The 19,790-nt window shown below is 47.3% G+C and carries 19 protein-coding genes; 8 read left to right on the top strand and 11 right to left on the bottom strand.

The window, feature by feature from the left end; all coding sequences use genetic code 11:
• The first annotated feature begins 69 nt into the window (after window positions 1-69).
• From ACES2G_RS01950 to ACES2G_RS01965, 4 genes are all read left to right on the top strand, one after another.
• A complete protein-coding gene (locus ACES2G_RS01950; protein WP_347359255.1) occupies window positions 70-1,308 on the top strand; it encodes a Fic family protein in 1,239 nt (412 codons plus the stop codon).
• A gap of 208 nt (window positions 1,309-1,516) precedes the next feature.
• Window positions 1,517-2,149 carry a response regulator transcription factor gene (locus ACES2G_RS01955; RefSeq protein WP_347359256.1) on the top strand — a complete coding sequence of 211 codons (633 nt, stop codon included), beginning with the start codon at window positions 1,517-1,519 and terminating at the stop codon, window positions 2,147-2,149.
• Between the two features lie 204 nt (window positions 2,150-2,353).
• Entirely contained in the window at window positions 2,354-2,662 is a 309-nt protein-coding gene (locus ACES2G_RS01960; protein ID WP_347359257.1) for a helix-turn-helix transcriptional regulator, read from the top strand.
• A complete protein-coding gene (locus ACES2G_RS01965; RefSeq protein WP_374001167.1) occupies window positions 2,652-4,004 on the top strand; it encodes a type II toxin-antitoxin system HipA family toxin in 1,353 nt (450 codons plus the stop codon). Before ACES2G_RS01960 ends, ACES2G_RS01965 begins: the two co-directional genes overlap by 11 nt.
• A 16-nt stretch (window positions 4,005-4,020) precedes the next feature.
• On the opposite strand, the gene ACES2G_RS01970 is transcribed toward ACES2G_RS01965, so the two are convergent.
• Window positions 4,021-4,200, bottom strand: coding sequence for a hypothetical protein (locus ACES2G_RS01970; RefSeq protein WP_347359259.1), 180 nt, complete (start codon window positions 4,198-4,200; stop codon window positions 4,021-4,023).
• 191 nt (window positions 4,201-4,391) lie between these two features.
• On the opposite strand from ACES2G_RS01970, the gene ACES2G_RS01975 reads away from it, so the two are divergent.
• Complete coding sequence (locus ACES2G_RS01975) at window positions 4,392-5,234, top strand: EamA family transporter (protein ID WP_374001168.1); 843 nt, start codon at window positions 4,392-4,394, stop codon at window positions 5,232-5,234.
• Between the two features lies 1 nt (window position 5,235).
• On the opposite strand, the gene ACES2G_RS01980 is transcribed toward ACES2G_RS01975, so the two are convergent.
• The 7 genes from ACES2G_RS01980 to ACES2G_RS02010 all read right to left on the bottom strand — a co-directional run bounded on the left by ACES2G_RS01980 (window position 5,236) and on the right by ACES2G_RS02010 (window position 13,024).
• Window positions 5,236-6,900, bottom strand: coding sequence for a hypothetical protein (locus ACES2G_RS01980; protein WP_374001171.1), 1,665 nt, complete (start codon window positions 6,898-6,900; stop codon window positions 5,236-5,238).
• Between the two features lie 30 nt (window positions 6,901-6,930).
• Complete coding sequence (locus ACES2G_RS01985) at window positions 6,931-7,383, bottom strand: hypothetical protein (RefSeq protein WP_374001172.1); 453 nt, start codon at window positions 7,381-7,383, stop codon at window positions 6,931-6,933.
• Window positions 7,384-7,584: 201 nt separating this feature from the next.
• The gene (locus ACES2G_RS01990; RefSeq protein WP_347355976.1) at window positions 7,585-8,661 is read right to left on the bottom strand and encodes a hypothetical protein; all 1,077 of its coding nucleotides are present in this window, start codon (window positions 8,659-8,661) and stop codon (window positions 7,585-7,587) included.
• Between the two features lie 12 nt (window positions 8,662-8,673).
• Window positions 8,674-9,546 (bottom strand): ABC transporter permease, encoded by an 873-nt coding sequence (locus ACES2G_RS01995; RefSeq protein ID WP_374001173.1) that lies wholly within the window; start codon window positions 9,544-9,546, stop codon window positions 8,674-8,676.
• A complete protein-coding gene (locus ACES2G_RS02000; RefSeq protein WP_374001174.1) occupies window positions 9,547-10,575 on the bottom strand; it encodes an ABC transporter permease in 1,029 nt (342 codons plus the stop codon).
• Window positions 10,572-12,038: an ABC transporter ATP-binding protein gene (locus ACES2G_RS02005; RefSeq protein ID WP_374001175.1), complete on the bottom strand. Its 1,467-nt coding sequence runs from the start codon at window positions 12,036-12,038 to the stop codon at window positions 10,572-10,574. Before ACES2G_RS02005 ends, ACES2G_RS02000 begins: the two co-directional genes overlap by 4 nt.
• 5 nt (window positions 12,039-12,043) lie before the next feature.
• The gene (locus ACES2G_RS02010; protein ID WP_347355983.1) at window positions 12,044-13,024 is read right to left on the bottom strand and encodes a BMP family ABC transporter substrate-binding protein; all 981 of its coding nucleotides are present in this window, start codon (window positions 13,022-13,024) and stop codon (window positions 12,044-12,046) included.
• A gap of 260 nt (window positions 13,025-13,284) precedes the next feature.
• Between ACES2G_RS02010 and ACES2G_RS02015 the strand changes: the two genes are divergently transcribed.
• Complete coding sequence (locus ACES2G_RS02015) at window positions 13,285-14,001, top strand: Crp/Fnr family transcriptional regulator (protein WP_374001176.1); 717 nt, start codon at window positions 13,285-13,287, stop codon at window positions 13,999-14,001.
• 66 nt (window positions 14,002-14,067) lie between these two features.
• Here the strand turns inward: ACES2G_RS02015 and ACES2G_RS02020 are convergent, their stop codons facing one another.
• The 3 genes from ACES2G_RS02020 to ACES2G_RS02030 all read right to left on the bottom strand — a co-directional run bounded on the left by ACES2G_RS02020 (window position 14,068) and on the right by ACES2G_RS02030 (window position 17,887).
• Window positions 14,068-15,606 carry a phospholipase D family protein gene (locus ACES2G_RS02020; protein ID WP_374001177.1) on the bottom strand — a complete coding sequence of 513 codons (1,539 nt, stop codon included), beginning with the start codon at window positions 15,604-15,606 and terminating at the stop codon, window positions 14,068-14,070.
• Between the two features lie 95 nt (window positions 15,607-15,701).
• Window positions 15,702-17,282, bottom strand: coding sequence for a S8 family serine peptidase (locus ACES2G_RS02025; RefSeq protein ID WP_374001178.1), 1,581 nt, complete (start codon window positions 17,280-17,282; stop codon window positions 15,702-15,704).
• Between the two features lie 206 nt (window positions 17,283-17,488).
• On the bottom strand, window positions 17,489-17,887 hold the full coding sequence (locus ACES2G_RS02030) for a hypothetical protein (protein ID WP_347355990.1): 399 nt from the start codon (window positions 17,885-17,887) through the stop codon (window positions 17,489-17,491).
• Window positions 17,888-18,016: 129 nt separating this feature from the next.
• Here ACES2G_RS02030 and tsaA point away from each other — a divergent pair, with 129 nt between their 5' ends.
• Entirely contained in the window at window positions 18,017-18,724 is a 708-nt protein-coding gene (tsaA, locus tag ACES2G_RS02035) for a tRNA (N6-threonylcarbamoyladenosine(37)-N6)-methyltransferase TrmO (RefSeq protein ID WP_347355992.1), read from the top strand.
• A 65-nt stretch (window positions 18,725-18,789) separates the two neighbouring features.
• Window positions 18,790-19,773, top strand: a complete 984-nt coding sequence (locus tag ACES2G_RS02040) for a 2-oxoglutarate and iron-dependent oxygenase domain-containing protein (protein ID WP_347355994.1) — start codon at window positions 18,790-18,792, stop codon at window positions 19,771-19,773.
• The last annotated feature ends 17 nt before the right edge of the window (window positions 19,774-19,790 follow it).

Raw genomic sequence — 19,790 nt, forward strand, 5'->3', positions numbered from 1 at the left:
GTTAATTACAACATTTTTTATTAAAATTTAATATATCAAAGTTAATTATGAAATGATATATTTAACCTTATGAGATCTGATGAGGTTCACTCTTCGTTAAAACTAGAAAAAGGTTTAGCTGCTCCCTACGAGAATACATGGTTTGTGATTCCACAGGCTCCTCCTCGTGAGACTCCATTGTCGGGTGTTTTAAGGCATTTGGGAGAGGCAAATCGAATATTGCAGGGGCTTCCGTCTGCCGCGTCTCTTTCTTCCTTGGATCGACTGGTCCTGGCTCTTTTTGTGAAACGAGAAGCTGTGGCTTCTTCGCGGATGGAAGGCACTTGGTCTACAATTGATCATGTCTTAACTCCCGGTGAACTTTATGATCTTAATGATAGATCTGCCCGAGCTTCCGTTTTGGGTTACGCCCATGCACTTGAAAATATCTTTGATATGGTGGCTTCTCAGGGGGCTGAGGCTCTTAATATAGATCTGATTAAAGACATGCATAAGCAAATTATGTCGGGCGATCCTGATTATAGGGGTATGCCGGGACTTCTGCGTTCTGAAGAGGAGCCGCCCCGCTATGTTACTATCGGGGGATTTCCCAGAGTAGAAAATTCGACTTACAATCCTGCGCCTCCACTGTGCATACCGGAAAAGATGTCTGAGTTGTTGGGATGGATGAAGGACGATATTTTGATCGATTTAGGAAATGCAGGAATGGGCATGAGCCTTTTAGTTCGCATGGTGATTGCCCATGTGCATTTTGAGGCTATTCATCCGTTTCGTGATGGTAACGGCCGTATAGGCAGAATGTTGATGGCGGTTCAGATGATTGGCGAAGGGTTTTCTCCTTTGTATCTGTCCGGCTATATTGAGATCAAAAAAGATCAATATATTAAGGGACTGGAGCAAGCTCAGAAAAAGTTGAATTATGCTCCCATCGTGGAGTTCTTTTCTGAAGCGGTTATCGAATGTTCAAAGGAATTCCAAATTACCAAATCGGCACTTCTTGCACTTCCCGAAAGGTGGCAGGAATCATCAGGCTTTCGTAAAGGTGCGGCGGCGGCAAGGATGCTGGAGCACCTTTTAATCTATCCAATTTTCTCTGTGAAAATATTGATGAATCTTTTAGAGGTGAGTGCCCCAGCCGCCAATAGAGCTGTGGAGCAGCTGGTTGATGCTGGTATCGTGCGTGAGAGAACAGGATTTGGAAGAAACAGAATCTTCGCCGCGGAAGAAGTCATTTCCTTACTGTCGCGACCAATGACTGAGTCTGTGGAGGACTCTTTGTTGAGGGCCAAGTCATTATTAGGAACATAAAGACACCACCCCTATTTATGGTCATCCATATGGGGGATGGTGATTTCAGATTCTTTCTGGAAAACTCAAGAAATACTCAATTCAAAGTATGAATAAAACTCTTCTAATGTCTGCTCACTAAGTTGATGTTAGTTTAGTTTTTAACACTGCTTTAACACAGCAAACTGATTCAATTCTTTAGTGGTAATATAGAACGTAAGAAGGAGCCATGAAGAAGAAGGTACTTCTTGTTGACGACAACAAGGACTTTGCACTGCTTTTCCAAGCGAAGTTCAGTCATATTGGAGAAATCCAGTGTGTGTACTCCTATGAGGAGGCTCTGAAGGCGCTTGCGGAAGGGCCTTGGGACCTGTTCTTTTTGGATCACAATCTAGATGGTAAAACTTGTTTTGATTTAATTCCGGCCATTCGCAGTTCCCATCCGCGTTCTCATATTATTATCGTCACGGGCCATTCCAACAAGGAAATGGCGATCAATGCGGTTAACTATGGTGTCAGTGGCTTTATCGAAAAACCCATTATGGAAGAGGAAATGACGAGTCGGTTGCAGGCGATTGATTGGTTCGGCTCATCTTTGATTTTGAATCAGCTCAACAGAAGCGCAAGCTTCAAGGGACGTTCGTGCCCTCTGACTCGCGTTGAATACATCATTCTTGAAACTCTTTATACCAAGTCACGTCAGTTGATCACGCGCGAAGAGCTTGAGCAGAATATCTGGGGAGGCCGTCATGTGGCGAAGAACTCTCTGGATACACATCTGTATAATCTTAAAAGAAAGATTCCAGAGCTGAAGGACCATCTGTCCTCTGTTCATGGCTCTGGTTATATTCTGAATATCTAACTTTCCATCGCAGGCCTCACCGTAGACTCCCCACTTGTCATCCGGCCTATAGTTTAGTGTGAGAAGGGGAGGCTTCCATTGCTTGTCACCTTCGGTAGAAATCTATATGATTGTATATTATAGCAGTCAATAAATAGATTAATGACCGCCATAATGGTCAATATGATTGGGGATAAGGTGGCGAAAAAGAAAAATAGAGCTTATATGAAATACACCCTGGAGGTTTTGGATCTTCTTGGTCAAATGATAAAGATTGAACGCAAGACCCGTAAAATGAGTGAGACGGATTTTGCGGATAGATCCGGAATCTCCAGAGCCACTCTGCAAAAAATAGAGAAGGGCGATCCAACTGTCGAGATTGGAATTGTCTTTGAGGCTGCGCACATCGCGGGTATCAAACTATTTGAAGTCGAAAATAGTTTCGCAACCCTGCTTGAAAATACCAACGATAAGATCGCGCTTTTGCCAAAACGAATTCGCAAACCAGCAAAAGGCCCACAAGATGACTTCTAAGATTCAATCCTATAGCGAGGCGTTTGTTTGGATATGGCTTCCCGGTGAAGCCTCTCCGGTTGTTGCGGGAAGGCTTGCCCAGGACGGTCCTAGTCTTGTTTTTAATTATGGTCAAAGCTATCTAGAGCGAGAAAGTGGAATCGCGATTTACGACAAAGAGCTTCCTCTGCAAAGAGGAGTGCTGCCCTTGCTGAAGGGTTTGAATATTCCTGGCCCTATACGGGATAGTGCTCCGGATGCGTGGGGGAGACGGGTTTTATTGAACAAAAGGTATGGATCTAAGAGTTCCGAGATGGATCCTGGAAGCCTTAGCGAGCTCACCTATTTGCTCGAATCAGGATCTGATCGAATTGGCGCTCTTGATTTTCAGGAGTCGCCAAAGGAATACAAGCCGAGGGGAATGGAAAATGTGTCTCTCGAGGAGCTGGTCACTTCTGCTGAGCTTGTTGAAAAGGGAACACCCCTTCCTCCAGATCTTGAGATTGCTTTGTATCATGGAAGTGCCATCGGGGGCGCCCGCCCTAAAGCGCTTGTTGATGATGCAGGCAAGAAATACATCGCAAAGTTTTCTTCAAGCAGCGATACATATAGTGTGATTAAGGCTGAGTTTATTGCCATGAAGCTTGCCAGCTTATGTGGCTTGAACGCAGCCCGGGTCACACAGGTCAAAGCTGCCCACAGAGATGTTTTGCTTATTGAGCGTTTTGACCGAATACTTTCCCCTGGAGGCTGGCAGAGAAAGTGTATGATCTCGGCCCTCAGTCTTTTGGCGCTGGATGAAAATATTGCCCGATATGCGAGCTATCAGGATTTCGTTGAAGTTATCAGGAAACATTTCGATCACTCCTCATCAACCCTCAGGGAGCTTTTTTCTCGACTGGTCTTTAATGTCTTAGTGGGCAATACCGATGATCATGCTAGAAATCATGCGGCCTTTTGGGACGGAAAAATACTCTCTTTAACACCGGCCTACGATATCTGTCCGCAGATGCGCACGGACAACATCGCTAATCAGGCAATGATCATTAAAGATGGCAATAAAAAAAGTCAGATTAAATCATGTTTGGAAGCTGCCGATGTATTTATGCTATCAAGGCAAGAGGCATTGGAGATTATAGAAAGAATTTTGATGGGGATCACAACAAATTGGAAACAAGTTTGTGATGAGGCGGAAGTCAGCATCGTTGATAAAAATATTTTTATGAACAGGCAGTTCCTGAATCAATATGCTTTTGAAGGCCTAAGCGGGGAAGCTGCTCATTTTGAAAAGCTTGTGATGGACTTTAAAAAAAGGGAAAACCCCAGGCCTTGGGGGGGGGATAGACCTGGGGTTCGGGGGTAAATTTAAAATGTTGTGATTAGCGAACGCCAGCTTTGGTCGTCGTTTTCACATCTTTTGCCACTTGAGTGAATTTTGCAGGAGGATTCGTATTTGCAAAACGACCTACATTCACTTTGCTGTCACACTTTGTAGCGCCAAAGGATACTGTAGCTGACACTGTGATGATTGCTGCTGTGAAGATCTTGGTGAATGTCATTTTGTACTCCTTTGTGATTCGCTGTATACATATCCCTAATGCTACGAGCGTGCCAGAGTCCGTGTTTTGGAATGAGAATTTGCCAACGAGTTTTCAAGCACTTATAAAGGCTCATTCTCAGTGTGAGATCGCAGTGCCAACGCGTGCCCTAGAATGCGCGCACCCTGTTAGGAAAGTGACGGAGTTGCCTAATGAGTTCTCTTTATAAGTCCATCGGTCTCATTTTGATAGCGATGCTGTCTATCCAGTTTGGGGCTTCGGTGGCCAAGGGGTTGTTCCCGGTTGCGGGGCCTGCGGGAACTACGGCTTTGCGGGTTTTCATCTCGGCTTTGATTCTTGTTCTGGTTATGCGCCCGTGGAAAGAAAAATTCTCTGCAAAGCGTATGAAGTCCCTGGCGGCCTATGGGGTTTCTCTTGGGGCTATGAATCTGTTGTTCTATTTTGCGTTGGAACGTATCCCTTTGGGCATTGCTGTTGCGTTGGAGTTCACCGGTCCCTTGGCGGTGGCCCTATTTGCTTCAAAGCGGGCATTGGATCTTTGTTGGGCTTTGCTGGCGGGCCTGGGTATTTATCTGGTTTTGCCAACCTCAGAAGTTTCTCATGCTTTGGATTTAACCGGGGTGGCTCTTGCATTGGCGGCGGGGGCTTTCTGGGGACTTTATATTATCTTTGGGAAAAGAGTTGGCAATGCGGAAGGCTCATCTTCCGCGAATGCGGCTGTTGGGATGTGCTTTGCCGCTTTGGTAACTTTCCCGGTGGGACTGTTTACGAACTTTGACCAAGTGATAAACCCATCGTTGTGGCCGATGGGGATTGCTATTGCGATCCTTTCCAGCGCTTTGCCATACTCATTGGAAATGAAAGCCATGCGCGATATGCCCGCTAAGACTTTCGGCATTTTAATGAGCCTTGAGCCCGTCATCGCAACTTTGATTGGGATATTGTTCCTGCAAGAAACCCTAGCCCCCATTCAGTGGGCGGCCATTGCCAGCATCGTGATTGCCTCGGTCGGCAGTACGGCGACTGCGAAGTAAACTATTTGTGTCGCTTAAAATATTCGGAAACATCCAGCAGGCTTTTTACGATATTTTCGCCGGCGGGCTTGCAGGTGTTCAGACGGTTCTGGGCATTGCACTGAATTTTTGCTGAAAGCTCAGTCAACGGGACTGCGAGAATATCCTTTGCCAGGATGTGATAGGTTTCTCCATCGCTGTTCTCAAAAGCAACGCCGATCGTTTTATCGGAAATTTCTTCGGATTTAGATAAGAAGATATATTTAAATAAGGCGCCAGAGATGTAGAAATTCTCTTTCTGTTTTTGAGAGAACTCCAGCATTCTGGTTTTGGAAACCTTCAAATAAATTTTGTCATAGCCACTTAGCCCGACGCCAAGAATATTGGCAATTTCCAGGGATGAGTTGCTGTTGGTGGCGATGAAGTTCAATTCTTCATCTGCCAGCGATAGAGTCTGTGCCAGTTGGAAGAAGCCTGTATAGGTATTGCTCTTAAGAAGCTTTAAGAAGGACTCTAACGAAGGGATGTCGATACTTCTGTCGGCAAGTTTTCTTTCCACGACCAGGCGTTGCAGAATTTGTTCGCTTTGAGTTTTTTCTGGAATGATATCCTGTTCAGAGAAAAGTTTGAAAAGGACTGCGCTTTGACGGCTTTCCAAGGCAAAGAGCACTTCTTCTGCGTTCCAGAGATTTCGAACGATTGGGAACAGGCTTCGTGAGTTGTTTCTTACGAAGCTTTCCAGATCATAGCCAACTTCTTTGGCCATCGCCAGACTTTGCAGAATCTTGTTTGTGCTCCCGAAAACCAATGAGGCCATCTTCAAAAGATTTAAGTCATTGATTTTAACAGCACGGGTGGTGGGGGCGGCAATTTTTGAGAAAGCCGACACGGTGACGGCATTGCTAACCAGATTCGCCTCGATTGCAGAATTCAAAAATAACAATTCGGCATCTGATACCGGAGCTATCAATGAGACACGGGCGGAGATAAGGTCAGTCGCTGAAAGTTTTGATCGGCAGGTTTCGATAATAGAAGCGGTATGAGCGCTCAGGCGCTTTGATTTCAATGTCGTTTGTACAACAGAATCGGAGCACAGATTAATCAGGTCGACTTTTTCGCCGACGGCATTAAAGTATGCTTGAAAGTCCAGTTGGGAAAGGTGGTCAGTATCAATAAAAGGATAGACTTTCTTTTCCAGCAAGCTGGTGGTTACTACCTGAATATTATTGAGGTGATTCGAGCTGATATTGTTGATCTTCATAAGGGTTTGCAGGTCAGCATTGCCTTGAGTGGTCGCAAACCCAGTGGCCCAGGAACTAAACGATTTGAATATAATAGAACGGGATGTCGCATCTTTGGAGTTTGCGACTGAAATGGCAGAACTAAGGATATTGTTGAATACTTTAATATCATTAGGAATGAGGGTTTTTGCTTCTGCCTTTGAAATAAACTGTCTGATCGCTCTGCAGAGATCAGCTTCATTGGTGCTGGTGCTTAATGGAAGTAACTGAGAGTCATCAAATTTGGCATCGACTTGGATGTCCTCACAGAACTGGGAAGGCACTTTCTGTGTTTCCTGGACAGTGATGATTTGTTGTTTTTTCTCGTCTTGGTTCTTTTTAAATGAGCAGGCGCCGACCATGAATATGGCCGGCGTGAGAACTAGTATTTTGAAAATTTGTCTCATGCTCATTGTGGTTATCTCGTACTTAAGGTTTTAGTATCTAAGTTCCGGATGAACACGCAAACCTTGGATCTGATTCTTTTCATCCATCTCATTCAGGGATTGCCATCTGTCCTCAAGGTCAGCTGACAGCTTTTGAAGTTTTTGAATGTCGTGGCTTGCCTTGAATTCACGGTGAAGACCTTTTGCCTGCTGAACTGTAGATTTGATAGCCTTGTTCAAATTTGGCTGGCTAGAATCTTTCAACCCTGAGATTTTGGCTAGTTTGGTCTCGATTTCGTTGGATAGTTGGTCAAGTTGACTAATTTCTCGGTTGGATTGTGCTCGCTCTTTCGAGTCAGCCTCCGCTGCAAGAGTTTTATCCCATTGAAGCTGTTGATAGATCTCATCTTGATAGAATTGCTCAGAGTCCATTTCTTCCGCCATTGCTTTAACAGAACCCAAAACCATAATGATGGCCATTGCCAGTACGATCTTCTTTTTCATAACTCTCTCTCCTTTAGGAATCTTCTTCCAATTGGAAAGAATGCGAGCAATGTGCCCGGTCGGAAAGAAATTAGCGGGCAAAGGGTTGTCTAGAGATATGACAGAGGCCTAACAGCGGCATACAGGGGAAGGGGTCGATCTCAGGATGAGACACAAGCTTTTAGAAAGGACGGCGGTGCAACCACCGTCCAGAAATCGGGACTATTTGGTTTCGGTTTTTTCAGCCTTTGGAACTTCAATATAATCAGGAGTCACAAAGTCCACGGTGAATGGATACTTATAAGATTTGTAAGCTCCGATTTTTGGTTTCCCTGCAGAAACATAGGCTTCGTCCCACAAAGCTGCCAGAAGGACCGCTCCGCGAGCCATCTCAGTCACGATCATTGGCTTCATTTTCTTGAAGGCTTCTGCAGCAGGCTTTCTTTCTGCGGCTGTTTTTAACTCCATGCCTTTTTCTTTTACCAATGTGGACTTTTTGGTAACTGGATCAAGCTTCAGAAGTTTTGGAATCTCATTGTTAGAGATCACACTTAGAACCTTCATTTTCTCGATCGCAGTTTTTGGCTTCATGAACGCAGGGTTTTTCATCGCACGGGCAGACTTCAAAACCAGATAGTCCAAGTCGCCGTCGAACTGGCCTACGACCTGATCTTCGAAGTAAGCGTGGATGCCGCCGTGTCCGGCTGCATAGCCATCATAATCGGCTGTCGTATGGAAGGGCTGGCAGTTATCACCCACGAAATGACCCATCAGACCCATGGAAACCACCATGTCGTAAGCAAGCTTGTTGTAAGGAAGTTCGTTGTCTTGTTCTTCCTTAAAGTTTGTTGGAGCTTTCGCGGCAGCAAAGTCATCTTTCAGGCCAGCGATATGGCGCATGAACTGATCGGCTCTCCACCAGGAAGAACCGAATTCCTGTGGGATGGACTTGATTGTGGTGCCATCATTCTTGAACTTATTCGGTTTGCCCGTGAAATCCGTCATCAATTGTTTGTAATCCACTGTGATGTCTTTCACGTCCAGGCCAATAACTTCGATGTCGATGAAGTGGGTGGAGTTGCCAAGTTTTGCAGCGTCACCGCCCAAGCTCTTCCAATAGAAGTCAGGCATATTGCACAGGTGACCCATCATCTGAGGTTTGTGCTGCAAGTATTCCTTCAAACCAGGCTCTTTCACCAGGAAGGTGGCAACACGGCAGATGGTATCATGCCCACGCCCACCCCAAGCCAAAGCTTGTGTTGAAGATAAAAGGATCAATGCCAGCAATACATTTTTCATAGTGACCTCTTCTTATTGGTGACCCAGTGCCTTTGGAGCTCGGCTTTTTCCGATAAAGCCCGCAAGAGCAATGATAGTCACGATGTAAGGTAAAATTTGAACAAACTGAACTGGGATTTCGATGCCACCTATTTTCACACCTTGCAGGCGAATCTGAATCGCGTCTGCAAAGGCAAAAAGGATGCAGGCGGCAAGGGCGGGGACGGGTTTCCACTTACCAAAGATCAAAGCCGCCAAAGCCATAAAGCCACGCCCACCGGTCATCAGTGGTGAATAAGAGGAAGCCAGGAATAATGACAAGCTAGCCCCACCAAAAGCGGCAAAGCCACCACTTAAGGTGACAGCGGCCCAACGAACTTTGCGAACACTAACACCACTGGCTGTCAGTGCTTCGGGATGTTCCCCGGCAAACAGAACCCAAAGTCCTGAACGCGTGCGATACATCCAGAAACTGATGGCTGCAACCAGAGCGATAGCTAACAGCAAAGGCTCAAACGTAAAGCGATCTTCCACCAGCAGGGCTGGGGTGGATCCGGTAGAGCTGTACAGAATTTTTGTGATGAACGGAATAAGCCCCATCACCAGAAGATTGAAGGCCATGCCTGTAATAATCTGATCGGCTTTGAGTTCGATAACAAAGAAAGCATAGAGGGCGCCAATAGCAAGGCCCGCGATCAAAGCCGCGCCCCAGCCCGCCCAGGCGGAGGCATAGCTATAGCCGACCACTGCACCAGCGAAAGCTCCCATCAACATAAAGCCTTCCAGGGCGACATTCACCACGCCGGAGCGTTCGCTCATCAGGCCACCCATGGAAGCAAAAATAAGTGGCGTTGCCAGACGTAAAGTTGCCAAGGTCAGAGCCAGAATCCAGGTCATTGTTTCCATTTAACCCTTCCTCCTTTTGTGCTTGAACCATTCCCAGTATCCCTGGGCGACAACACCCAGGATAACCAAGGCCTGAATAATGCGAGAGAAGTCCCGGGTGATTGTGCTGGTTTCAAGATCCAGATCCGAGGCCCCTTTGTGAAGGGCGCCCATCAGGAATGCTGAAACGATAATTCCCAGCGGATTGTTGCTGGCCATCAAGGCTACCGCAATACCGATAAATCCATAGTCCGGGGAAAAACCGATACGATATTGCCCGGCGCTGCCGACAACTTCTGAAAGTGCGACAAATCCGGCTAAGGCTCCAGCCAGTGTCATGGCTGCAATCTGCACTTTCTTTTCGGAAATTCCCGAGCGATGAGCGGCTTCAGGATTAGCACCCACTGCCCGCAACTTGAAGCCCCAAGCGGTTTTCCAGAGAAATATCCACATTAAAACGGCAATCACAATGGCAAAGATCAGCGACGCGTTGGCAGGAGTATCCGGGAACAGGCGGGCAATCAGATCATAATCCTTAAACATGTAGTTCGGGGATATCAATGCTGTTTCCGGATTTTGAGAATCAGGATTGGGAATGATCTTTAAGGCAAACCAGCCGGCCAAACCAGCGGCGATGAAGTTCATCATGATGGTGATGATAACCTCGTGACTGCCCCGCTCGGCCCGCAACCACCCGGCAATCCAACCCCACAGGCCGCCAGCCGCCAAAGCGGCCAATACTGCAAGAATCGGCGCCAGAGGGAACGGTACCTGCGGGAATAAAACCCCTACGGCCGCAGCGGTGACAACCGCCATGGTCATTTGTCCTTCGGCACCGATATTAAAGAGTCCGGCATGAAAGCCGATGGCGACAGAAAGACCACAGAAAATAAGTGGAGTGGTATAGGACAGGGTCAATCCCAAGTCATACATAGAGCCAAAAGCACTGCGAACGAGAATAGTAAAAACATTCCACGGGTTTTCACCCGCAAACAAAGTCAGAAGCAAAGCCAGAGTCAATCCCAGCAGGAATCCGAAAATGCGTTTCAATGTCCACCTCCCATGGCTTTACCCAAAGAGGTTTCGTTGAAATCTGAGCGTTTGAATTCGGCCACCAATTGGCCTTTGTAAAGCACGACGATACGGTCTGACAGAGCCATCAATTCATCCAACTCTGAAGAGATAAGCAGAACTCCGGAGCCCTCATCCCGGCTTTTGCGAATTTCATTGTGAATGAACTCGATGGCGCCGATATCAACACCGCGAGTGGGTTGAGCGGCCAGAATAATATCGGGTTTTTGTGTCAGGGCACGTGCGACAACCAACTTTTGCTGGTTGCCCCCAGAAAGTTTACCAAGTGCCAGATGCTCGTCGTGGGGGCGGATGTCGTAGGTCTTCATGATTTCCCGAGTGCGTGCAATCAGTTCACGCGTCTTCAGGAAAAGACCTTTGGTGAAGCGGTGTTCCTGGCCCAGCAGGAAGTTTTCATAGACGGGACGTGAAGGTAAAACACCAAAACGCAGTCGGTCTTCCGGGAAGGCCTGCAGAGAGCCCTGGCGCTGAATGTTGCCGGTCAGGGAATTCTTGCTTAGTGACTTGGGATCCAGCAGACAGCGAATCAAAACATCCTGTCCGTTACCTTCAACACCGGCCACGCCGACAATTTCGCGAGATTTGATATTCAAGTTGATATTGCGCAACTTATGCGTGCCCAGATCAGCGGAAAGATTTTCGATGCTCAGAAGAGTTTTGGATTCATCAATAGTGGATACGCGCTCTTCCGGCATTTGCATGCGACGGCCGACCATCAGGGCCGCAAGATCTTCGATGGATGTATCGCGGGTTTGTTTTGATTCCACCATACGGCCAGCGCGGAAGACGGTGACAGCATCAGAAAGAGCCATCACCTCTTTAAGCTTGTGGGTGATGATCAGAATGGTCTTTCCTTCGCTTTTAAGTTTGCGAAGGTTGATGAACAGATCCTGCACTTCCTGTGGAGTCAGAACAGCCGTCGGCTCGTCCAAAATCAGAATGTCCGAATCCTGGGAAAGAATCTTCAGGATTTCAATGCGCTGTTGTTCGCCGACAGAAAGATCTTCGACTTTGGCATTCAGATCAACATGGAAGCCATACCGATCGGCAATGTCGTTGATACGCTGAGCTTGTTCCTTGCGTGGAAGCAGGGCAAAGGCAGAGCCCTTTTGCTGCAAAAGAATATTGTCCAGCGCCGTGTAGGGTTCAGCTAACATGAAGTGCTGGTGAACCATTCCGACCTTGGCGGCCATCGCATCAATCGGGGAGCTAAATTCGACCGGCTGACCGTTAAGCAAAATTTCGCCAGCATCCGGTCGATACATCCCGAACAGGATTTTCATAGCAGTGGATTTGCCGGCGCCATTTTCACCGACAATGGCATGGATGGAGCCTCGGGCGACGGACAAGGAAATATCAGAGTTGGCGCGAACCTCGCCAAAGTATTTACTGATTCCCTTGAATTCAACTGCAGCGGTCATGAAGATTACTTTTTCTTGTAGTAGTCGGGAACTGGGATCTGGCCAGCGATAATCTTCTTTTTGATCTCTTCGACTTTTTTCTTCATGTCGGGTGTGATTAGCTTTTCGTTGTATTTATCCAGTGTGTAGTTCACGCCTTCGTTTTTAAGACCGTAGTGAACCACCCCGGCGGTGAACTTGCCCGCTTGGGTTTCTTTGATTGTGTCATAGACCGCGACATCGACAGCTTTCATCATGCTGGTCAGAATGATGCCCGGCTTGATCCAGTTTTGATTTGAATCAACACCAATGGCGAATTTCTTTTTTTCTTCTACAGCATCAAAGACGCCAGAATTGGAGGCACCGGCAGCGACAAAGATCACATCACTGCCTTTGGCGATTTGTGCCAGGGCCAGCTCTTTGGCTTTGGCGGGATTGTTCCAGGCTTCGCCGGTGACGCCGACATAGTTTTCTGTGAAGTTGATTTTAGGGTTTACGTATTTTGCCCCAGCGATATAGCCCATGGAGAATCGACGAATCAGCGGAATGTCCATGCCGCCCACAAATCCGACCGAGTTCGTTTTGGAGGCCATGGCCGCCAGCGCGCCAACGAGGAAAGATCCTTCATGTTCTTCAAAAAGCAAAGAGCGAACATTAGGTGCTTTGACATCACTGTCGACGACAGCAAATTTCACTTTTGGGAATTGCGCAGCTACTTTTTTAACAGCGTCCTGTTGCGCGAAACCAATGCCGATCACCAGATCGAAGTTTTTACGGGCAAAAGCGCGATGCAGATTTTCAATGGCATTTGTATCAGTGGCTTCGACGTATTTCAGATCGATTTTCAAATCTTGCTCTGCTTTTTTCGCTCCAAGATAAGCCGCAGAGTTAAAAGATTTATCGTCTTTACCGCCTTTATCGAGAACCAGACCGACCTTAAGAGTGTTTGCGTGAGAAAGCGTGTTGCATGACAAGATTAACAAGGTCGTAAGAATACTTTTAACCATGCGTCGGACTCCATTGAACCTCTTTTAACAGGGCGTAATCTGTGGAATAAGAGGTTGAAATTACGAAAAAATTCCAGTTTTGAGTTGGGCTGAAATTAGGGGACGTGTCTCTGTGAGTCAAGTCAAAAGCATGTCAGGATCGTCGAGGAGAGGCCGTTACAAGGTTGTTATGTCGAAATTTCAATTAGGAGGCTGTATAATACCAGTTTAGGATGGCCTCAACAAATAACCCAACGAAGAAAGCTCGGAGGTATTAGAGTATGGAATCTCAGACAATACTCAACGGCGGAGTAAACTCCCTTGGTTTTATGGGTGGTCAAAACCTAAACATTCCGAGTACTTCAAACGTTCCCTACGAAGTCATTCATCTCAAGGAAGAAGAGATGATTTTCAAAGAAGGCGAACCGGTGAAGGGTCTTTATTACGTTCAGTCAGGATGTGTTAAAGTTGTTGTTAACCGTTCACATGCACGCGGCCGCACGACGACCAACGAATATGTGACGAAGCTGGTTTCCCCAGGGGAGTACTTTGGTTACAAAGCCCTTGTGAAGGGAATTCCAACACAAAGTCATGCAAAGGCTGTAAAATCGACAGTTCTTTGGTTGTATCCGCGTGAACTTATTCAGGTGGCCATGGCGCAGGCAAGCCCGCTGATTAAGTTGCTTTTGAATCAGGCTGTGAATGATCTAGAGTCTTTTGAAACCACCAGTCAGTTGCACTATTTGGCATCTGTGCAAGAGCGCATTGCCTACCAACTGGTATTGTTGGCTGACAGATTTGGTGTGCAAACGCCAGCTGGAGTCTCTCTGAACCTGAAACTGACAAGAAATGAGTTTGCTCAACTTGCCAGCACGATCAATGAGTCTTTATCTCGTCATTTGACAGAGTTTAAAAATGAAGGCCTGATTGATTTGAATGGCAAAGAGATCATCATCAAAAACAAAGATGGTTTGATGAGAAGATCTGGAAACTTCTAGTCTGTCGAAAATCTATCTGCTGACAGAATCTTTGAACCCCGAGTTGAAGCTCGGGGTTTTTTATTTTTAAAGCCAGGATTCGGGAATGAAAATGGCACTGATGGCGGCTTTAAACCGTTTCCACCAAGTCGTTTCAGGATCTGAAAAATAAGTATGTTCCTGATTCCCTTCGCGGGTTTTCCATTCTAGCTTTTTGCTGCCGCTCAGAACCACCTCGTAGCTATCTTCGGAAAGATCTTCCATAAAACGCTCTGCAACGGCTTTGGCGAACTCGGGGCTTTCTACAACGACACCCATTTCACTGTTTAAGGTTACGGAGCGAGGATCCAAGTTCATAGAACCGACGAAAACCTTTTTTCGGTCAAAGATGAAAACCTTCCCATGCAGACCTGAACTGGAAAAACTGCCGACAATTTTCTTTTTCTTACTTTTCTTTCCACTGGGCGTGGGCTTAAGTTCAAAAAGTTTGGCTCCGTTTTTAAGCAGGTCTTTGCGATAGCCCTTATAACCAGAAAAGACGGTGGCAACATCACTGGAAGCCAGTGAATTGGTCAAGATGACGGCTTGAACTCCTCGTTCATGAAGACTGCCGAAAAAATTCACTCCCTTTTTGCCGGGGATAAAGTACGGTGATACCAGCAAAAGTTCTTTCTGGGTTTCAGCAATCAATGGAAAGAGCTGGTACGGCAGATGTTCTTCTTTGACGTCTTCGACTTTACTTAGTTTGGCCGGGGGATCAATGATGACTTCCGCTTTACCCCAGAACAGCTTCAGAGGTTCCTTGGTGAACTGACGAACTATGGGTGTGTCTTGCAGAGCCTCGGCATATCGTGTGTCTTCGGCCTCTTGGACGGCGGCTGCGACATCTTGGCGAAGAAGATCAAGGTCGGCGGAGGTTGGTTGGAAGCTATTCAGTGCAGTGATGGGATAGGCGATTTCACTGTTCCAGTAGGTGTCGAATTCCTGCGAAAGGCTTTGCACGACGGGGCCAAAGGTCCACAAGTCGAAATCACCAAAGTTCATTTCATCGCTGGCATCGAAATATTCGTTTCCGATATTTCTTCCCCCGACAATGCCGGTCTGATTATCCACGATAAAGACTTTATTGTGCATGCGGCGATTGACGGTCGAAAATCTGACAATATCAAATATCTTCCATGATCGGCTGGCGAAAGGGTTCGCCATGCGAACTTCGATGTTGGGATGTGAATCCAGAATGACCAGCATTTTTTCATAGCGGGCCTGATTCAGATCATCCAAAAGAATACGGACTCGCACGCCACGGTCCGCGGCAGTAAGAGCTGAATGAAGCATCAGGCGCCCGGTCAGATCGTTTTCCCAGATATAGTATTGTAAATCCACAGTTCTGTCGGCGACAGCGACCGAGGCCATGCGGGCAATAAAAGCCTCTAAGCCGGAGCTGAGCGGGTAAAACGCGGATTGCCCGGGGTGATCTTTTAGCTGTTTGTCGATAGCATCGCCAAGTCGAGTTGTGGGGTCTGGTGGCAGGGCGTGGGATTCTTTGCGATTTGTATTGGGAGGCAGAGTTGCACAACCCATCATCAAACCAAGAAACAGATGAATATAAAGAAATTTCTTTAACACAAAAACCCCGCAGCCTTGATAGACTACGGGGCTTTGTTTAGACACTCAAATTAATACTTTATGCAGCAGCCATAAGACTTGCTGGTGTCAGTCACCTAGAGATGAAAATTCTTTCCATTCACGGGAGTAGGACGGCAAAGTCCCGCTTCCAGTGGGCGTTGGAAGACCTCTACGGCGCCAGCTGGAATCATCGCTCTGCGAGGATAGATGGCATAGCCACCTTGAGGCATCGCCACAATCATGTCGTTCAAAAGATTTCGGCGAAGTTGCGTATTCAAAAGAATCGGATCAAAGGGAACCATCACACGAATGGCAGCCGTTGTTTGCACAGGCACACCACCACGGCCGACAACATCACGGATTTGTTCAGGCAGGGGGTTGAAGGTCACGTCCACAAAGCAGTTCGGACCAGTGGGGCCGAAACCCAAAAGATTCAAAGACAGGCCTCGTTGTTCCCAATTGTGCTTGGAGCTGACGGCATTCAGCAGATCCACACGAGTCATTCGCGGTTCGCGGGACTTTAAAAGCCCCAGGCCCGCAGCGACAATCGCGGCTGAATTGGAACTGCCACGGTATTCAGTGCCATCTTCCAGTTTCACAGAAGAAGGCGCCAAAAGATCGGGCTTGTCTCTGAAGAAGGATGTTGAAGAACGATCAGAGTCACTCGTGCCGACAGTAATTACTGTGGGATTGTCTGCGGGATTCAACAATGTTTCACCGCGTGAGTGAGAAGGCATCACCAAACCTTCACCATCAACTGTGATACGCAATTGATCACGCTGAGTGAAGTTGTTGGAACGATTTTTCACGCGCAGGAAATAAAGACCTGGCTGCAAATCCATAGAGATGATTTCGCGTGGATATTTAGAGAACCCCGGCCGAGCTTCATTGCGGTTGTCCGATTGCTTTAAGGCGCTATTTTGAATCACATTCAGCATGTCGTCGGTCAAAGCCAGATCCAGATCTTTACTGGTGCCTTCTTCAACATCGTCTTTGAAGTCATTCCAGGAAAGAACAATTTTCGCAGAGCACTTCTTGCCAGCCGCCGCCTGACAGCGCAAAGCCAGGGCATTGTTTTGATCTGGCATCTGTACCCAGTTGTCGTGACCTGTTGTGATTGGACTATTATAAGTGGTCAGCGCAAAGTTCCCCGCTGCATTCACCCAGATCACACCAGCACGCGTGGCACGATTGACTTCCGCATTGATAAAACCACCGCCATCAAAGTTGCCACCGTATTCCCAAACTTCGGAATAAAGAACCAGGTCATACTGGCGTGCAATCACATCATCGATGGCCGCTTTGAAATTGGAAAAGCCAAAAGCATTATAAAGCGTCAGCTCCGGCATCCACTGTGCGGCCTTCATATCGTTGGTCATCATGGAAATCAGAATCTGCGCCATCTTCAAGCCATGCACGACTTGCAGATTTTCAGGATTGGCAACGGGACCTGCCACATAACGAGTCCCCGCAGGCAAGGTCTTGCCGATTTCTTTTTCATACCCAAAGAAGCCTTTGTCTAGGACAGCAACCTTCAGCTTACGCCCAGGATTCTGAGCCGAGTAGAACGGAGTAAAGCCCAAAGAATTTTTCAAAGAATCAGTATTGGCAAAAGGCTTAGACGCAAAAGCTGTCGTCAGACCAAGCATCAAAGCGCAAAAAACAAAAACTTTCATAAAAGTTCCCCCTATCACCATCTTCGAAGTGCAAGAACCAGGACTTACTTCAGCCCTTAGGAATGGGGATCTCCGCTGGAATCGACCTCCAGCCAGCGGACGCGTTGACCGCTCAAAGAGCGGGCAGGCTGGCGAGGGCAGGAGCCCGTGTCGATGCAAGCGGAGATCCCCATTCCTAAGGGCGGCCAGGAAGGCCGCCGTACGCTTTACCAATAGTAGTTAGAGTAATAGTAGTAGGAATAGTAACCGTAGTTGTACGTATAGTAGGGTGTGTACCAGTTGCCGTACCAGTAAACATAGCTGTAGTAGCTGTAACCACTGTAGAAGTACCAGCTGGAAGCGCCACCGTCTTGATCAAGCTCGCTGCGCACGTTGGCTGCTTGCTCGAAAGAACCTGTTTGTGCCAAAGCCTGTGCTTGAGCGTTGCTAGTCACGGCTGTTTCAGAAGCCAGGACTGCTGTTTGATTGTTGCGGTTATCCACGCGGATCACGACAGTGCCGTTCATGGATTGGTTGGTGACGGAAGACTCGTTGTCCAGTTCACCTGCAAATGCAAAGCTTGTTGCTCCCAAAGTCAGAGCAGCTACCAAAATAAGCTGTTTCATATTTGAAGCCTCCTAATGGCTGTTTGTTTTGCCTCTTTCTTATGCTTTCAAGTGCTCATGTCATCTGAAAACAGTCTGTAATTCGAAAGTCCTTGACGCGCAATGTTCCGCAAAGGTACGGGCTAGCGTATGGAACCGATTGGCTACTTAGAGTCCTGCTTTAAAGATAAATTTGGAACGCCGCGACAGCCTGGCTTGGTAAAGCAGGCTCAGGCGCGCTTGAAGATTCGTGCGGATCTTCAGCCCGAAGAATCTTTGCAAGGGCTGGAGGGCTTCAGTCATGTGTGGCTGATCTGGGTTTTCCATCAGAACAAGGTTGCTCGCTTCCATGCGAAAGTGCATCCGCCCCGCTTGGGTGGGGAAAGTATGGGGTTGTTTGCGACTCGCACGCCTCATCGTCCAAATCCCATTGGTTTGTCTTTGGTAGAGCTGGTGAGGGTTGAAAAAGACGGTATTGTCGTTGCGGGTGCGGACCTGGTGGATGGCACACCAATCTTGGATATCAAACCCTATTTGCCGGAAGTTGAAGCGATTCCCAATGCCAAAACAGGCTGGCCTGCCGAGATTGCCAAGAACCCTATCGAAGTGACATTTGACGACAAGGCCGAGCAACTTTTACAGGAATGGCAAAGTCAGAATCCCGACAAGGCCTTGCGAGAAATTATCGAAGAGACTTTAAAATTGGACCCGCGCCCTGTGGTGTATCGTGGTTTTGAAGAGGGACAATCCCCTTATAGAAGCTCGCACGCGGTTCGTTTGTTTGATGGCGATATCCATTTCAAGTTTGAAAGCCCCACTCACGTGAGAGTGCTAGATATTCTTTTTATGCATAATTAGTTGCTGTTGCCTTTTATTTGCGCAGCAGGCTACAGTCCGAGCTGAACCAATACAAGGGAGGAATCGTGAGAACAACGGAAACTGCTTCTCATTCTGAAAACAGCACTCTTCGTAAAGTGCCAACATTGAGCCTTGCAAGTTACACCAAAGGAACTGGAGCTGAACGCTCTGAGTTCATCGACAAGCTTTTCACAGGCCTGAAAGAATACGGCTTCATCATTCTTAAAGATCACAACGTTCAAGCGGCAGATCTGCACAAAGCCTACGACATTCTTAAGAATTTCTACGCTCTTCCCACTGAAATTAAAAAATCCTATATTTCTCCAAAGGCGGGCTTCCAGCGTGGTTACACACCATTTGGTCAAGAGCACGCCAAAGATTCCCCGGTGATGGACTTGAAAGAGTTCTGGCACGTGGGCCGTGAGCTTTCTGAGGGCAGCGCTTTGAAAGCGGTTTACCCTGCCAACGTATGGCCGTCTGAATTGCCGGAATTCCAAGCTCACTTCTCCAAACTGTATGCCGCTTTGGAAGAGGCGGGCGATGTGATGTTGGAAGCATTGACGATGCCTTTGGAAGTTGAAAAAGACTTCTTTGCCAAAATGACTAAAGATGGAAACTCCATCCTGAGACTTTTGCATTATCCACCAATTCCTGAAGGTGTGGACCCTCGTTGTGTTCGCGCAGCGGCTCATGAAGACATCAACTTCATTACAATTCTTCCAGCTGCGACCGCTTCTGGCTTGCAACTGAAAGACCGTGACGGCACTTGGTTGGATATTGACTCTGAACCAGACACTTTGATCGTGGACGTCGGTGATATGTTGGCTCGTCTGACGAATGATGTTTTGCCTTCCACCACTCACCGCGTGATCAATCCGCAAGATGGTACAAATCAAAGTCGTTATTCCATGCCGTTCTTCATGCACCCGCATCCGGATGCAATGCTAAGCTGCTTGCCGTCTTGTAAAGGGACAGGCGCGAAGTACCCTGATATTACTGGTCAGGATTTCTTGATGCAGCGACTGCGTGAGATTGGCTTGCTGAAGTAAGCCCAAACTTGTCACCA

It is taken from the genome of Bdellovibrio bacteriovorus (assembly GCF_041888015.1).
In the GTDB taxonomy this organism is placed as follows: domain Bacteria; phylum Bdellovibrionota; class Bdellovibrionia; order Bdellovibrionales; family Bdellovibrionaceae; genus Bdellovibrio.

Excerpts from the sequence above, each read along its gene's own strand:
- ACES2G_RS02010 (WP_347355983.1), bottom strand. The coding sequence starts at position 13,024 with ATGGTTAAAAGTATTCTTACGACCTTGTTAATCTTGTCATGCAACACG.
- ACES2G_RS01975 (WP_374001168.1), top strand. The coding sequence starts at position 4,392 with ATGAGTTCTCTTTATAAGTCCATCGGTCTCATTTTGATAGCGATGCTG.
- tsaA (WP_347355992.1), top strand. The coding sequence starts at position 18,017 with ATGGAACCGATTGGCTACTTAGAGTCCTGCTTTAAAGATAAATTTGGA.
- ACES2G_RS01990 (WP_347355976.1), bottom strand. The coding sequence starts at position 8,661 with ATGAAAAATGTATTGCTGGCATTGATCCTTTTATCTTCAACACAAGCT.
- ACES2G_RS01950 (WP_347359255.1), top strand. The coding sequence starts at position 70 with ATGAGATCTGATGAGGTTCACTCTTCGTTAAAACTAGAAAAAGGTTTA.
- ACES2G_RS01970 (WP_347359259.1), bottom strand. The coding sequence starts at position 4,200 with ATGACATTCACCAAGATCTTCACAGCAGCAATCATCACAGTGTCAGCT.
- ACES2G_RS02030 (WP_347355990.1), bottom strand. The coding sequence starts at position 17,887 with ATGAAACAGCTTATTTTGGTAGCTGCTCTGACTTTGGGAGCAACAAGC.
- ACES2G_RS01960 (WP_347359257.1), top strand. The coding sequence starts at position 2,354 with ATGAAATACACCCTGGAGGTTTTGGATCTTCTTGGTCAAATGATAAAG.
- ACES2G_RS01985 (WP_374001172.1), bottom strand. The coding sequence starts at position 7,383 with ATGAAAAAGAAGATCGTACTGGCAATGGCCATCATTATGGTTTTGGGT.
- ACES2G_RS01980 (WP_374001171.1), bottom strand. The coding sequence starts at position 6,900 with ATGAGACAAATTTTCAAAATACTAGTTCTCACGCCGGCCATATTCATG.
- ACES2G_RS02015 (WP_374001176.1), top strand. The coding sequence starts at position 13,285 with ATGGAATCTCAGACAATACTCAACGGCGGAGTAAACTCCCTTGGTTTT.
- ACES2G_RS01965 (WP_374001167.1), top strand. The coding sequence starts at position 2,652 with ATGACTTCTAAGATTCAATCCTATAGCGAGGCGTTTGTTTGGATATGG.
- ACES2G_RS01995 (WP_374001173.1), bottom strand. The coding sequence starts at position 9,546 with ATGGAAACAATGACCTGGATTCTGGCTCTGACCTTGGCAACTTTACGT.
- ACES2G_RS01955 (WP_347359256.1), top strand. The coding sequence starts at position 1,517 with ATGAAGAAGAAGGTACTTCTTGTTGACGACAACAAGGACTTTGCACTG.
- ACES2G_RS02025 (WP_374001178.1), bottom strand. The coding sequence starts at position 17,282 with ATGAAAGTTTTTGTTTTTTGCGCTTTGATGCTTGGTCTGACGACAGCT.
- ACES2G_RS02005 (WP_374001175.1), bottom strand. The coding sequence starts at position 12,038 with ATGACCGCTGCAGTTGAATTCAAGGGAATCAGTAAATACTTTGGCGAG.